Origin of the sequence: Ruminococcus gauvreauii (assembly GCF_025151995.1) — a bacterium.
Classification (GTDB): Bacteria; Bacillota; Clostridia; order Lachnospirales; family Lachnospiraceae; genus Ruminococcus_G; species Ruminococcus_G gauvreauii.
On the sequence record NZ_CP102290.1, the window covers coordinates 3667296 to 3681785 of the forward strand.

General features: G+C 50.7%; 13 protein-coding genes. 12 read left to right on the top strand and 1 reads right to left on the bottom strand.

The annotated features are described in order from the left end of the window. Positions 1-98 precede the first annotated feature (98 nt). From NQ502_RS17255 to NQ502_RS17280, 6 genes are all read left to right on the top strand, one after another. On the top strand, positions 99-1013 hold the full coding sequence (locus NQ502_RS17255; RefSeq protein ID WP_028529978.1) for a DMT family transporter: 915 nt from the start codon (positions 99-101) through the stop codon (positions 1011-1013). 10 nt (positions 1014-1023) lie between these two features. Next, positions 1024-2382 carry a TrkH family potassium uptake protein gene (locus tag NQ502_RS17260; RefSeq protein WP_242830299.1) on the top strand — a complete coding sequence of 453 codons (1359 nt, stop codon included), beginning with the start codon at positions 1024-1026 and terminating at the stop codon, positions 2380-2382. Positions 2383-2406: 24 nt separating this feature from the next. After that, positions 2407-3057, top strand: coding sequence for a potassium channel family protein (locus tag NQ502_RS17265; RefSeq protein ID WP_044983567.1), 651 nt, complete (start codon positions 2407-2409; stop codon positions 3055-3057). A 103-nt stretch (positions 3058-3160) separates the two neighbouring features. Next, positions 3161-3406 (top strand): hypothetical protein, encoded by a 246-nt coding sequence (locus tag NQ502_RS17270; protein ID WP_028529981.1) that lies wholly within the window; start codon positions 3161-3163, stop codon positions 3404-3406. 78 nt (positions 3407-3484) lie between these two features. After that, complete coding sequence (locus NQ502_RS17275; RefSeq protein ID WP_341349437.1) at positions 3485-4255, top strand: N-acetylmuramoyl-L-alanine amidase; 771 nt, start codon at positions 3485-3487, stop codon at positions 4253-4255. Between the two features lie 36 nt (positions 4256-4291). Next, positions 4292-5005, top strand: a complete 714-nt coding sequence (locus tag NQ502_RS17280; RefSeq protein WP_327240949.1) for a YdcF family protein — start codon at positions 4292-4294, stop codon at positions 5003-5005. 73 nt (positions 5006-5078) lie between these two features. On the opposite strand, the gene NQ502_RS17285 is transcribed toward NQ502_RS17280, so the two are convergent. Then, positions 5079-6350 carry an HlyC/CorC family transporter gene (locus NQ502_RS17285; RefSeq protein WP_028529984.1) on the bottom strand — a complete coding sequence of 424 codons (1272 nt, stop codon included), beginning with the start codon at positions 6348-6350 and terminating at the stop codon, positions 5079-5081. A gap of 199 nt (positions 6351-6549) precedes the next feature. Here NQ502_RS17285 and NQ502_RS17290 point away from each other — a divergent pair, with 199 nt between their 5' ends. The 6 genes from NQ502_RS17290 to recJ all read left to right on the top strand — a co-directional run bounded on the left by NQ502_RS17290 (position 6550) and on the right by recJ (position 14434). After that, positions 6550-8388 (top strand): hypothetical protein, encoded by a 1839-nt coding sequence (locus NQ502_RS17290; protein WP_260046574.1) that lies wholly within the window; start codon positions 6550-6552, stop codon positions 8386-8388. A 47-nt stretch (positions 8389-8435) separates the two neighbouring features. After that, entirely contained in the window at positions 8436-8810 is a 375-nt protein-coding gene (locus NQ502_RS17295) for a TIGR04086 family membrane protein (RefSeq protein WP_028528700.1), read from the top strand. Between the two features lie 70 nt (positions 8811-8880). Further along, entirely contained in the window at positions 8881-9024 is a 144-nt protein-coding gene (gene scfA / locus NQ502_RS17300) for a six-cysteine ranthipeptide SCIFF (protein WP_044983263.1), read from the top strand. A gap of 112 nt (positions 9025-9136) precedes the next feature. Next, entirely contained in the window at positions 9137-10495 is a 1359-nt protein-coding gene (gene scfB, locus NQ502_RS17305) for a thioether cross-link-forming SCIFF peptide maturase (protein WP_028528701.1), read from the top strand. A 31-nt stretch (positions 10496-10526) separates the two neighbouring features. After that, the gene (locus NQ502_RS17310) at positions 10527-12671 is read left to right on the top strand and encodes a protein translocase subunit SecDF (RefSeq protein WP_028528702.1); all 2145 of its coding nucleotides are present in this window, start codon (positions 10527-10529) and stop codon (positions 12669-12671) included. Positions 12672-12721: 50 nt separating this feature from the next. Beyond that, positions 12722-14434, top strand: a complete 1713-nt coding sequence (recJ, locus tag NQ502_RS17315) for a single-stranded-DNA-specific exonuclease RecJ (protein ID WP_028528703.1) — start codon at positions 12722-12724, stop codon at positions 14432-14434. The last annotated feature ends 56 nt before the right edge of the window (positions 14435-14490 follow it).

A 14490-nucleotide genomic window follows, 5' to 3' on the forward strand; every position in this document is an offset into this window, starting at 1 on the left:
AAAACAGGGCAGAATTCAGCAAAATTTTACTTGCCCGCAGGCGTGTATGGGAGTACAATAGTGGATACTGATGAGGGGAGACTGGGAGAAAAAGTGATATGAAAACGAAAAATGCTTGTATGCTTCTTTTGACAGCCGCGATCTGGGGATTTGCCTTTGTGGCGCAGAGTGTCGGGATGGATTATCTGGGTCCGTTTACGTTTAATGCCGTCCGCAGTCTGATCGGAGGGATCACGCTGCTGCCGTTTATTGCGCTGTCCGTGAGAAAAGAAGATGGAAAAAAGGCGCCGCGAAGCCGGACGCTGTGGCTCGGCGGCCTGTGCTGCGGAATACTTCTGTTTGCAGCCAGCAGTCTGCAGCAGATCGGGATTCAGTATACAACTGCGGGCAAGGCGGGATTTATCACGGCGTGTTATATCGTGCTCGTTCCGGTACTCGGTATTCTGCTGAAAAAGAAGACCGGCCTGAGAGTCTGGGCGGCTGTCGTGATTGCTCTTGCGGGACTTTACTTTCTGTGTATGACGGAGAGATTCACTGTGGGAAAAGGGGACGTGTATCTGTTCCTGGGCGCGGTACTTTTTGCCCTGCACATTCTGGTGATTGACCATTTTTCACCGCGCGCGGATGGTGTCCGTATGGCATGCATTCAGTTCTTTACCTGCGGACTGCTGTCATCCGTTCCCATGTTCCTGCTGGAAACGCCGAAAGTTTCCGATATCTTACAGGCATGGGCGCCGATCCTGTATGCCGGTGTGCTGTCGTGCGGGGTCGCATACACGCTGCAGATCCTGGGACAGAAAAATGTCAGTCCGACGATCGCTTCGCTGATTCTGAGCCTGGAATCATGCATATCGGTGCTGGCGGGCTTCATAATCCTCGGAGAGAAACTCTCGGCGCGTGAACTGTCCGGGTGCGTTCTGATGTTCGGTGCGATCATTCTGGCGCAGATACCGGAAAAAAAGAAAAAAACACTGCAGGAAGCCAGGAATGAGGAGTCGGCATGCAGTTCATAATAGGAGTAATATGGAGATTGAAGAGATAAAACGAAAGCTGCTGCAGCTTTCACCGATGAAGATCATATTTTGGGGATACTGTCTGATCATTCTGGCTGGCAGCGCGCTGCTCATGCTCCCTGCATCCACAGGCGAGGGAAAAGTGACTCCGTTTCTGGATGCACTGTTTACAGCGACCTCTGCCACCTGCGTGACCGGGCTGGTGCGGTACGACACTTATACGTACTGGTCGACGTTCGGCCAGATTGTGATCCTGGCTCTGATACAGATCGGCGGAATGGGATTTATGACGGTGGCCATCTACGGGATCAGCCTGACGAAACGTAAGATCGGACTGGCAAGCCGTATGATCATGCAGGAGTCTATTGCGGCGCCGCAGATGGGCGGAATCGTGCGTATGACGAGGGGAATCCTGATAGGAACAGCACTCACGGAGACCGCCGGTGCTCTGCTGCTGGCATTTTATTTCTGTCCGAAGCTGGGCCTGGGAAAGGGAATCTACTACTCCGTATTTCATTCTGTCTCCGCTTTTTGCAATGCAGGGTTTGACCTGATGGGGATGGAGGCAGAATTTTCATCGCTGACAGGCGCTGCCGGAAACTGGTATGTAAATTTCATTATTATGACATTGATCGTAGTGGGCGGTTTCGGTTTCTTTGTGTGGAGCGATATTTTCCGCAACAGATTTCATTTTAAAAAACTGAGAGTGCATTCCAAGCTTGTGATCGCGATCAGCATGACTTTGATCCTGGCTGGCACAGCGGCTATTTTCCTGTTTGAACAGGGAGGACAGGCGTACAGCGGGAAGTCGCTGCCTGACCAGGTGCTCGCGTCCATGTTTCAGTCGGTGACGGTGAGGACCGCAGGATTTAACACGGTGGATATCGGAGCGATGACACAGCCGAGCCAGTTTTTGATGGTCTGCCTGATGCTGATCGGCGGTTCGACCGGTTCTACGGCAGGAGGCATCAAGACGACCACATTTGCCGTACTGTGTATCAGTATTTTTACGACGTTCAGGAGAAGAAAATCCATTGAGGTGTTCGGACGCAGGCTGGAGGACGGCGTGGTGCGCAGGGCAAGCTGTGTGTTCATGCTGTACCTGCTGCTGTCGGTCACGGTGGCAATGGTGATATCGAGTGTGGAAAGCATTCCGATTCTGACAGCCCTCTTTGAGAGTGTGTCTGCGATCGCGACCGTCGGACTGTCATTCGGCGTCACGCCGGGACTCGGTGTCGTTTCTGAGATACTGCTGACACTGCTGATGTTGTTCGGACGTGTGGGATCCATCACAATCCTGCTGGCGTTTGCATCCGGCAGAACGCCGATTGCATCGAAGCTGGCGAAGGAAGAGATACAAATAGGATAAATGAAGGAGAAAAGGAGATTACTAATGGCTGCAAAATCAATATTGGTGGTTGGACTGGGAAGGTTTGGAAGGCACATCGCGAGGAAATTCATCGAGTGCGGGAACAGTGTGCTGGCGATAGAAAAAAGTGAGGAGCGCGCGGACAGCGTGGTGAATCTGGTGCAGAATATCCGCATCGGAGACGCTGCGAATGAAGATTTTATCTCGTCCCTCGGAATCGCCAATTTTGATCTCTGCGTGGTTGCGATCGGCGATAATTTTCAGACGGCGCTGGAAGTGACGGTGCTGCTCAAAGACATGGGGGCAAAATATGTTCTGGCGCGTGCGACGCGGGATGTCCATAAGAAGCTGCTGCTCAGAAACGGGGCGGACCATGTGGTGTATGCGGAGCGCGAGATGGCAGAGCGTCTCGCCATCAAATACGGTTCACCGCATATCTTTGACTATATTGAGCTGACACCCGAGTATGCGATCTATGAGATTGAGGTTCCGCATTCATGGCTGGGCAAGAGCATTGTTGAGAAATCGGTGCGGACGAGATACCATGTCAGTATCCTGGCGACCAAACGCAATGGTAAGATTTATCCGTTGCCGCATCCGGACCACGTGTTTTCGGAGGGCGAGAGTCTGATGGTGATGGGAAGCCCGGCGGATATCAAGCCGCTCACGAAATAGCGGGATAATTTTACCTAAGTTTTACAGGGATACGGTTACCAATTTTACATCGCTGTACTATTCTGTTTATAAAGAAATAGAAATGGAACAGGAGGCGATGGATATGACGTGGATCTGGAATTTTACGAATCGGCTGACAAAGCAGAGCAGGGGAAACCGAGGACATCTGTTTTTGCTTATTAACACCATTTTCTGGACGCTGTTTGCGGGGATGATTGGTTTTCTGATCTGTCTGGCCCTGGGTCTTGGCGGTGAGGAAAGAAATGTGCTGATGGTCTGCGCTGCCGGATATTCCGGAGCATTTATCGGACTCCTGGGAGGAATCGTCTATCTGATGAGGAAACTGTAGGAACGGCATTTACCATAAAATCATGGGGCAGGGAGACACCTCTTTGCATATCTTAATTATGAAAGATATGTAAAAGAGGTGTTTTTTTTGCCGTATAAAATCATGCTGGATGCAGGGCACGGCGGGGGAGACCCGGGAGCCACCTACCAGGGACGAAACGAAAAGGACGACACGCTCCGCCTCGTACTGGCAATCGGACAGATTCTGGAGAATAATGGGGTAGACGTTGAGTACACGAGGACGACGGACGTCTATCAGACGCCTTTTGAGAAGGCGCAGATCGCGAACCAGTCGGGTGCGGATTTCTTTATCTCCATACACCGCAATTCCAGTCCGCGGCCGAATCAGTATTCAGGGGTCGAAAGTCTGATCTATGATAAGTCCGGGATTAAACTTCAGATGGCGGAAAATATCAACGGGGCGCTCGGTGAAGTGGGATTCAAGGACCTTGGTGTGAAAGAGCGGCCGGGGCTTGTGGTACTTAGAAGGACAAATATGCCGGCGGTCCTGGTGGAAGTCGGATTCATCAACAGCGATGCAGACAACGAGCTGTTTGACTCGAAGTTTGATGAGATTGCGCAGGCGATCGCGGATGCGATCCTCGGTACGCTGAATGAGGAGACTGTGACGGACCCGACATATTACCGTGTGCAGGTGGGTGCATACCGTGTGCGTCAATACGCGGATAATCAGCTGTATGAACTTTTGGATAAGGGATATCCGGCGTTTATTCTGAATCAGGATGGACTGTTCAAAGTGCAGGTGGGAGCGTATCAGCAGCTCGGCAACGCGGTCACGATGGAGCGCAGGCTGCGCGAAGACGGGTACAGTACGATGATCACGACGTAGAAAACGCACCGCAGATGGCAGAGCGGGCACACAGCTTTGAAAAAAAGAATGTGCGCCCATGATTCTGCCCCCGGGCAGGGTACGGTGCTTGCAATGCCGCTGATTTGTGGTATGATGATGAAAAGAATTACGGAGGATAACATGAATCAGAGATTTCTGGATCAGATCACGGATTTTATTTTTGTGAATGACATACCGGGCAGGGCGGACATGATCATGGTCCCGGGAAATGGATTTCCGCAGATGGCAGAGCGGGCGGCACAGCTGTACCATGAGGGACATGCACCGATGATCCTGCCTTCCGGAAAGTATGGAAGGCTGAGCGGAATCTTCGAGGGCGTACAGGATAAGCGGGAATTGTATGACGAAGCATACGATACGGAATGGGAGTTTCTGCATGACGTGCTGCGCAAATGTGCGGTGCCGGAGCGGGCAATCCTCAGGGAAGATCAGGCCACGTTTACTTACGAGAATGCCATTTTCTCGCGCAGGGTCACGGATGCCGCCGGGATTGATGTGCGCAGTGCCATCGTCTGCTGCAAATCTTACCATGCAAGGAGATGTCTGATGTATTATCAGCTGATGTACCCGGAGACCGATTTTCAGATATGTGCTGTGGAGATTCAGGGGATCCGCAGGGACAACTGGTATTTGTCGGAGGCAGGCATAGGACTGGTGCTGGGAGAAATGGAGCGCTGCGGCAGCCAGTTTCATGAAATTTTGCGTGAGATGATGCCGATTAAAACATGACGGCGTCAAAAGCGGGCGGGACAGAACTGAAATCAGTCTGTCCCGCCCGTATCTGATGATAAATTCCACATGGTTATGCTGTGATATCTTTCTCCGGCAGATAGAGGTGTACCAGTTCGATCCGGTTTTTCTGCAGCTGATCGACGACCATGCGAATACCGTTTTCCAGCTGAATGCTTTCGCCCGGTTCCGGGATTCGGTCCAGCTGTTCGATGATATATCCGCCGATGGAGTCATACTCTTCAGACTCCAGGTCAAGGCCGAGAGCCTCGTCCAGATCCTCGAGTTTGGCGGAACCCAGCACTGTATATTCCTGATCGGGAATAATGGCGGTCAGCATTTCTTCTTCGCCCTCGTCGTATTCATCGCGGATTTCTCCGACGATCTCCTCCAGCAAATCTTCCAGTGTGATCAGTCCTGCCGTAGCTCCGTACTCGTCCAGAACGATTGCAAAGTTGATCGACTGTTCGCGCATTTCCAGCAGCAGGGAAGAAGTACTCTTGTGCTCGTACGTGAAATAAGGTTCCCTGAGAATGCTGCGGATGGAAAAATGTTCTGTGTCTTCCAGGCCGATCAGATCCTTGACGTTGATGGTTCCGAGAATAGAATCCGTGGTCTCTTCATATACAGGGTACCGGGTATAAGTCTCTTCTTTAAACAGCTGAATTAAATCTTCATAGGAAGTGTCCACGTGGACAAAAGTCATATCGATTCGGGGAACCATAATATCCTTTGCCTCGGAATCACCGAAATCAAATACGTTATAGATCATCTGACGCTCCTCCGTCTCGATGACGCCGTCCTCATGGCTGACATCTACGATGGTGCGCAGTTCATTCTCAGTCATCGGCTGAGCCTTTCCGTTCGGGTCTACGCGGAGCAGCAGCAGAATGCCGTAAGACAGTTTGTTTATAATGAAAATAACAGGTGTCAGCAATATCATCAGCAGATAGATAATCGGTGCATAGGACAGTGACAGCTTCTCTGCATACAGGGCGGCCATGGTCTTTGGCGTGATTTCTCCGAAGATCAGTACGAGCAGCGTAATGGCTCCGGTCGCGATTCCGACGCCTGCACTGCCAAACAGGCGAATGGCAAGAGAGGTTGCCAGTGAGGAGGCGGATATATTTACAATGTTATTACCAATTAATATAGTACTCAGCAGCTTACCGGGGTTTTCAACCACCTTCAGCAGCTTGCCGGCCCTTCGGTTTCCTTCGTCGTGTAAAGTTTTGATGCGCAGTTTGTTCACTGTGGTGAGGGCAGTCTCAGCAGATGAAAAAAATGCGGAGAGTCCGAGCAGTATAAACAGAACTGCGAATTGTATGGCGTCACTTGAATCCAAGTACAGTCAACTCCTTCTTGTTTTAACAGTATATTTTTACTATGAAATATACATGATTTTGAGCAGAAATGCAAGTATTACAAAAAATGTAAAAAAACTGCGTTTAGGGGTGTCGAAAAAAGAAGACTTATGATATAATAACACCCGTAGTAAACTGGTGGACAAGTAGATCCGCTTTACATAGACAGGAGATTTATTTATGAGAGCAGTAAAGAGAAAAAACGAACGTATCAAACATGGTTTTTTTAAAGCGCTGAGCCTTTTGATCGTGGCAACACTGGCAATATCGGCTGCGGTAATACAGCCGCCGCTGGATGCGGAAGCGGGCGGCAGGAGTGTTTATCTGAACGGAAGCGGCGGAAGTGATTCTGCGGGGGGCACCAGCCAGTCTGATGCAGTTGGTTCGTTCGGAAAGGCAAAGGAACTTGCGGGAAATGACGGAGAAATCCTGGTATGCGGAACCGTTTCCGTGTCAGGCGATACGACATGGTCACTGCCCGGCGGAGTGAGCCTGAAGCGGGCTTCCGGATTTTCCGGAGCCATCGTAAATATTTCCGGTACGCTGACGCTGCATAATATTTCTTTATCTGCTTCTGACATCAGCGGGTCTGGCACCATAGCCGGAAAAGAAAACGATAAAAAAGATCCGGAACCGACGAAGGAGCCGGAAGAGACGGCAACACCGGAGCCGACGAAGGAACCGGAAACAACAGAGACACCGGAGCCGACAAAGGAACCGGAAGTAACAGAGACACCGGAACCGACGAAGGAGCCGGAAGTGACAGCTACACCGGAACCGACAAAGGAACCGGAAGTAACAGAGACACCGGAACCGACGAAGGAGCCGGAAGTGACAGCCACACCGGAACCGACGAAGGAGCCGGAAGTGACAGCTACACCGGAACCGACGAAGGAGCCGGAAGTGACAGAGACACCGGAACCGACGAAGGAGCCGGAAGTGACAGCTACACCGGAACCGACGAAGGAACCGGAAGAGACGGAGACACCGGAGCCGACGAAGGAGCCGGAAGAGACGGAGACACCGGAGCCGACGAAGGAGCCGGAACTGACGGAAGAAGCAAAGCCTACGAAAGAACCGGAAACGCCGGATAAAGATATACCGGAAAACATAACCGGTACAGATAAAGATCAGGATATGCTGACGAAACTGCAGAATCTGAAAGTGACTGTGGAGAATCAGGCTGATGTGGATGCAGTGATCGATGCATTCCGCTGGTACGAGGGCTGTACGGAAGAAGAGAAAATGAATGTTCCGGGTGAACTCGTGATCCGTCTGAAAAAAGCGCAGACCGTATGTAAGCTTTATAATCACACGAGCAGCGGTATCACAGTGGAAGGCGATATTCCATGGTACGTACAGTTCAGAGTATCCAAAGGAAGCATTGCGGATGCTGCCAACTTCGATCTTGGGGAACTTTTGGGATCCTATGAGATGTCGCTGTGGAACCTTCTGGATGATTCACCTTACAGTCTGAATGGCAGAAGTGTAACAGTCACAGTCCCGGTGAAAAATGCTGCGGACTATGAAAAGGTTTCTGTCCTTCATTATTTCAGCGATGGATCTTATGAAGAGTTATATCCGGAGATTCTGGGAAATGCCATCCGGTTTACGACCTCATCCTTCAGCCCTTATACTATCTCAGGACAGGCTGTAGGATATATAGCCGGAAGTCAGGTGATCGTAGGCCCGGGGGATGCGGTTTACAATCATAATACAGCGTCAGGCGGAAGCGCTGCTGGAAATAATTCTTCCGGCGGCTCGGACAGCAGTTCGGGAAGCGGGAACAGCTCCTTGGGAACTTCCGGCAGTTATTCACAGGAAGGTTCTTCACAGAAAGTAACTTCTTCCGCGGCCAGTCAGAACAGCAGCAGGATCATGGTGAAAAAAGCTGTGAATACGGGTGATACGACGAACCTGATTCCTTATTTTGTAGTGGCAGGTGTGGCTGCGGTACTGATCATCATACTGATCATCGCAGGGAGAATAAAAAACAAAAAAAACAACGGTAAAAAGTGATAGGACGTACAACCCTTCCATATAGTAATATATGGGAGGGTTGTTTTATGGTTAAGACGGAAGTATCCTCACCGAAGATAATGTCCATGCTGAAGGCACTTATTATTTCATTTGTAGTCACTGCACTGCTGCTGCTTCTTCTGGCGCTGCTTCTCTATAAGCTGGAACTGAAGGAGGGGATGGTAACGGCGGGCATCGCAGCTATCTACATAATCTCCTGTTTTGCAGGGGGTTTTTCAGCTGGAAAAAGCATCAGGGAGAGAAAATTCCTGTGGGGTCTCTGTGTGGGGGCCTGTTATTTTCTGATGCTGCTCGGAGTATCGGCGATTCTGTCACCGGGCGCGATGACAGGAGGCGACTATATCGTAACGACTGTCCTGCTCTGTGTCGGAGGCGGAATGCTGGGCGGGATGCTGTCCTGAAAAAAACTCTTTAAAAACTGCAGATTCTATGCTATAATGTGGCATAGTGATAAAAGAGGAGGACAGTACCATGAAGCATATCAAAACTTTAAATACAAAAGGACTTCAGAACACCATGAAAAAAGGCGGATGTGGTGAATGCCAGACTTCCTGCCAGTCAGCTTGTAAGACTTCCTGTACAGTTGGAAATCAGAGCTGTGAAAATGAAAAATAATTACCTTTTGAGGTAGCTGTACAAGGTAGAAGGGGCTGTTGCAAGGTGAGTGATTACTTTGCAGCAGCCCCTCTATGAGCACAAAAGAGAGAAGGCGGAAGGGAGAATATCAGTGATACATCAGTACAGGAACAATGGATATAATATTGTTCTGGATATCAACAGCGGTTCCGTTCATGTCGTGGATGACGTCGTCTATGACTGTATCAGTCTGCTGTCAGAAAAAAAGGATGCCGGGGTCATCAAACGTGAGCTTGGCAAAACGTATGTCCAGGAGGATATCGAGTCAGCGCTTATGGAATGCAGACAGTTGGAAGAGCAGGGGATGCTTTTTACCGAAGATATCTATCGTGATGCCATTGAGCATTTTAAGGACCGCCAGACAGTAGTGAAAGCACTATGTCTGCACATTGCCCATGACTGCAATCTGGCCTGTCGGTACTGCTTTGCGGAGGAGGGAGAATATCATGGGCGCAGGGCGCTGATGTCCTTTGAGGTGGGGAAAAAGGCGCTGGACTTTCTGATTGCAAATTCAGGAAGCAGGAGAAACCTGGAGGTGGATTTCTTCGGAGGAGAGCCTCTGATGAACTGGCAGGTGGTGAAAGACCTGGTGGCATACGGCAGAGAGCAGGAGAAAATTCACGATAAGAATTTCCGGTTTACACTCACGACGAACGGCGTACTCCTGGACGATGAGGTGATGGAGTTTGCGAATCGTGAGATGGGAAATGTAGTGCTGAGCATAGACGGCAGGAAAGAGGTGCATGACCACATGAGACCGTTCCGCAAAGGGGCGGGCAGTTATGACCTGATCGTGCCGAAATTCCAGAAATTTGCTGAAAGCCGAAATCAGGACAAGTATTACGTCAGGGGAACATTTACCCGGCATAATCTGGATTTCGCCGCAGATGTACTGCATCTGGCTGATCTGGGCTTTAAACAGATTTCCGTGGAACCGGTGGTCGCTGATCCCGGAGAGGATTATGCACTGCGCAGTGAGGATATCCCGACGATATGCGAACAGTATGATATCCTGGCGAAAGAGATGATAAAACGGGAAAAAGAGGGACGGGGATTTAATTTCTTTCATTTTATGATCGACCTGACAGGCGGTCCCTGTGTATATAAAAGACTCTCTGGCTGCGGTTCGGGTACGGAGTACCTGGCTGTGACGCCATGGGGAGATCTCTATCCATGCCATCAGTTTGTCGGTGAAGACAGATTCCTGATGGGAAATGTGGATGAGGGGATTACCCGGCAGGAGATCTGCAGTGAATTCAAAGGCTGCAACGTCTACGCAAAAGAGAAATGCCGGGATTGTTTTGCAAGGTTCTACTGCAGCGGCGGCTGTGCGGCGAATTCGTTCAATTTCACGGGCAGGATCGATGACGTCTACGAGATTGGCTGCGAACTGCAGAGAAAACGTGTCGAATGCGCGCTGATGATCAAAGCGGCGCAGGCGGAAGAATAAAATAGCGAAAAACTGCAAAGGGGACAAAAACATGAAGAAAAAGCAAGGCGTTGTCGTCATTATCCTGGCGGCCGTCCTGATCGGACTGCTGATATTCACAACGGCGGTCGGGTTCGGACCAACGGGAACAGGATCGGCTAAAAACATCAAGACAGGCCTGGATCTGGCAGGAGGTGTCAGTATCACGTATCAGGCGAAGGACGATAATCCTTCATCGGAGGATATGTCGGATACGATTTACAAGCTTCAGAAACGTGTGGAGAACTACAGCGAGGAAGCGCAGGTGTATCAGGAAGGCAGCAACCGGATCAACATAGAGATACCGGGTGTGTCGGATGCGAATGCGATTCTGGAAGAGCTGGGTAAACCGGGTTCTCTGGAATTTACAGATGCTGAGGGAAATACCGTACTCGACGGTACTGATGTGGAAACTGCTGAGGGCGGGATCACTCAGGACGAAACGGGAAATAACCAGTATGTGGTATCCCTTCAGCTGACAACAGAAGGGTCGAAGAAGTTTGCAGAAGCGACAGAGGCAAACCTGGGAAAACAGATCGCCATCGTCTATGACGGCGAGACGATCAGCGCACCGACCGTCCAGTCTGTGATATCAGACGGAAAAGCTCAGATCACAGGAATGAGTTCTATTGAAGATGCGAGGGAGCTGGCATCGACGATCCGTATCGGATCCCTGTCACTGGAGCTTGAGGAAATGCGTTCCAACGTGGTTGGGGCACAGCTTGGACAGGAGGCAATCAAGACGAGTCTGACAGCGGCGGCAATCGGCATGGTGATCGTCATGGTGTTCATGATCGTCGTGTATCTGCTTCCGGGTGTGGTTGCAGCGCTGTCACTGCTGATCTACACCGGTCTGATGCTCGTTATGCTCAATGCATTTGACCTGACTCTGACACTTCCGGGAATTGCCGGTATTGTACTCTCCATCGGTATGGCGGTCGACGCCAATGTTATTATTTATGCCCGTATCAGAGAGGAAATTGCGATAGGGAAAAGCGTCAGGAATGCAATCAAATCCGGTTTTCAGAAGGCACTGTCGGCAATCCTTGACGGTAATATCACGACACTGATTGCTGCTGCGGTTCTCGGACTGCTGGGGAGCGGAAGCGTCAAAGGATTCGCAATGACGCTGGCACTCGGTATCGTTCTGTCCATGTTCACGGCACTCGTGATCTCGCGGCTGCTGATCAATGCGATGTATTCGGTAGGGCTTCAGAATCCAAAACTTTACGGCCAGCAGAAAGAGCGCAGGGTCATCAACTTTGTGGGAAAGAAAAAAGTGTTTTTTGCGATCTCCATTGTGCTGGTGCTTCTGGCGCCGATCGGTATGGGGATCTTCTCTGCCAAAGACGGCAAAGCGCTGAACTACAGCCTTGAATTCATCGGAGGTACGTCCACGACTGTTACGTTCAATGAGGAATATACACTGAATGAACTGGAAGAAAATATAAGACCGGTCATCGAAGAGGTAACAGGGGACAGCAACGTTCAGTTCCAGCAGGTGGTAGGCAGCAGCCAGGTCATCATCAAGACACGCAGCCTGAATGTCGATGAACGTGAGACTTTCAATCAGAAGATGAATGAGGAATTCGGAGTGGAGGAGAATCATATCTCCGCGGAGACCATCTCATCGACGGTCAGCAAAGAGATGCGTATGGATGCATTTATAGCCGTTGTGGTTGCGACGTTCTTCATGCTGATCTATATCTGGCTGAGATTTAAGGATATCCGTTTTGCTTCCAGTGCGGTGCTTGCACTGATTCATGATGTTCTGGTGGTTCTGGCATTCTATGCGCTGTTCCGTGTATCGGTGGGAAGCACATTTATCGCATGCATGCTGACGATTGTGGGTTACTCGATCAATGCGACGATCGTTATCTTCGACCGTATCCGTGAGAATATGCGGGGTGTGAAGAAGAATGAGGAGCTCGCAGAGGTGGTAAACCGCAGTATCACACAGACGTTGACGAGGAGTATCTATACATCACTGACGACCTTTATCATGGTTGCAGTACTCTACATCCTCGGAGTTTCGTCGATCCGTGATTTTGCACTTCCGATCATGGTCGGCATCGTCTGCGGAGCATATTCCTCCGTATGTATCACAGGTTCCCTGTGGTATGTGATGAAATCACGTGTCAGAAAATCAAAACAATAAAACCAAGAGGAGTGAAGGGGATGCCGTACGGCGTCCCTTTTGAGATTTTTATGGAAAGATGGGTAATTGCTGCAAAGAAAGCAGATTTTAAGAGAACAGCTGAATTATTTCATATCGATCAGGTGACTGCCAGGCTGATCAGAAACCGGGATGTGACCGGTGACGAGGCGATCCGGCGCTATCTCCACGGAGACCTTAGTGAACTGCCCTCATGGAAGGCGATGAAGGGAGTCGCGGAGGCGGTCGATATCCTGAGGGACAAGATCCGGATGCGGCGGCCGGTGCGCATTATCGGTGACTATGATATCGACGGCGTGACGGCCTCCTACATTCTTCAGAAGGGACTGGAGAGAGTCGGAGCACGCGTGGACGTGATGATCCCGGACCGGATCACAGACGGATACGGCATTAATGAGTCACTGATCGCAGCCGCTGCTCAGGACGGTATTGATACAATCGTGACATGTGACAACGGCATCGCGGCTGCGGCGCAGATTCAGACGGCGAAGGAACTTGGACTGACAGTGATTGTCACAGACCATCATGAGGTGCCGTATATGGAACAGGGGGACGGAAAGGTGTTCCTCCTGCCGCCCGCCGATGTGGTCATCAATCCCCGGCAGGAAGGGTGTGACTATCCGTTCAAACAGCTGTGCGGAGCCTGTGTCGGGATGCAGCTGGTGTCCGGGCTGTACGACAGTTTCGGGATCGATGAGAGGGAGATGGAAGAATTCCTGGAGTTTGCTGCGATCGCAACGATCGGAGATGTGATGGATCTGACAGGGGACAACAGGATTCTGGTAAAAGAAGGAATGGAGCGGCTGAGGCACACGATGAACAGGGGCCTGCAGGCACTGATTGCGGCAAACGGGCTGGATCAGCAGCAGCTGTCGCCTTATCATATCGGATTTGTCATCGGACCATGTCTGAATGCGGGTGGAAGACTGGACACCGCCAGGCGCTCCCTGGCACTTCTCAATGCCAAAACCGTGGAAGAGGCAGAGAGGCTGGCGGCAGATCTGAAGGCGCTCAATGATGAGCGAAAAGATATGACGGAACAGGGCGTTGCCCGGGCAGTCGAAATGGTAGAGCACAGTTCGCTGTGCAGGGACCGGGTACTGGTGATCTATCTGCCGGAATGCCATGAGAGTCTGGCGGGCATCATTGCGGGGAGGCTGCGTGAGCGGTACCACAAGCCCTCGATCGTGCTGACAAGGACTCAGGAGGGAGTCAAGGGCTCCGGGCGCTCGATTGAGGCATACTCCATGTATGATGAACTGGTCAGGGTAAAAGATCTGCTGACGAAATTCGGAGGACATCCGATGGCAGCCGGTCTTTCGCTCGGGGAAGCAGACGTGCCGGAATTTCGGAAACGGCTGAATGAGCTCTGTACCCTGCAGGAAGAAGACCTGGCAGAAAAGGTGGTCATAGATGCCGCGATGCCGATCGGATACATACGCAAAGACCTGGTGCGGGAATTTGAGCTTCTGGAGCCTTTCGGGAAAGGAAATACCAGGCCATTGTTTGCACTGAGACAGGTCAGGATGTTGGAATGCCGGATTTTTGGCAAGAATAGAAATGTGGTCAAAATGAAGGTGATGGATGACCAGGGATATTCCATAGACGGCGTATATTTTGGTGATGGAGACGGCTTCGTAAATGATGTCAGGAACAAAGGAAGACTGAACGTCGTTTATTATCCATCCGTCAATTCTTACCGCGGAAGGGAAAACCTGCAGATTGTGATCACACATTACCAGTGAATGCATCGGAATATATTTACAAATGCATTGGAATGGTGATATACTTATTGTCATAA

Bases quoted from the DNA above. Each gene is read 5' to 3' on its own strand.
- NQ502_RS17255 (WP_028529978.1), top strand. From the start codon at position 99: ATGAAAACGAAAAATGCTTGTATGCTTCTTTTGACAGCCGCGATCTGG.
- NQ502_RS17295 (WP_028528700.1), top strand. From the start codon at position 8,436: ATGGTTAAGACGGAAGTATCCTCACCGAAGATAATGTCCATGCTGAAG.
- NQ502_RS17260 (WP_242830299.1), top strand. From the start codon at position 1,024: ATGGAGATTGAAGAGATAAAACGAAAGCTGCTGCAGCTTTCACCGATG.
- NQ502_RS17290 (WP_260046574.1), top strand. From the start codon at position 6,550: ATGAGAGCAGTAAAGAGAAAAAACGAACGTATCAAACATGGTTTTTTT.
- NQ502_RS17310 (WP_028528702.1), top strand. From the start codon at position 10,527: ATGAAGAAAAAGCAAGGCGTTGTCGTCATTATCCTGGCGGCCGTCCTG.
- recJ (WP_028528703.1), top strand. From the start codon at position 12,722: ATGGAAAGATGGGTAATTGCTGCAAAGAAAGCAGATTTTAAGAGAACA.
- NQ502_RS17270 (WP_028529981.1), top strand. From the start codon at position 3,161: ATGACGTGGATCTGGAATTTTACGAATCGGCTGACAAAGCAGAGCAGG.
- NQ502_RS17265 (WP_044983567.1), top strand. From the start codon at position 2,407: ATGGCTGCAAAATCAATATTGGTGGTTGGACTGGGAAGGTTTGGAAGG.
- scfA (WP_044983263.1), top strand. From the start codon at position 8,881: ATGAAGCATATCAAAACTTTAAATACAAAAGGACTTCAGAACACCATG.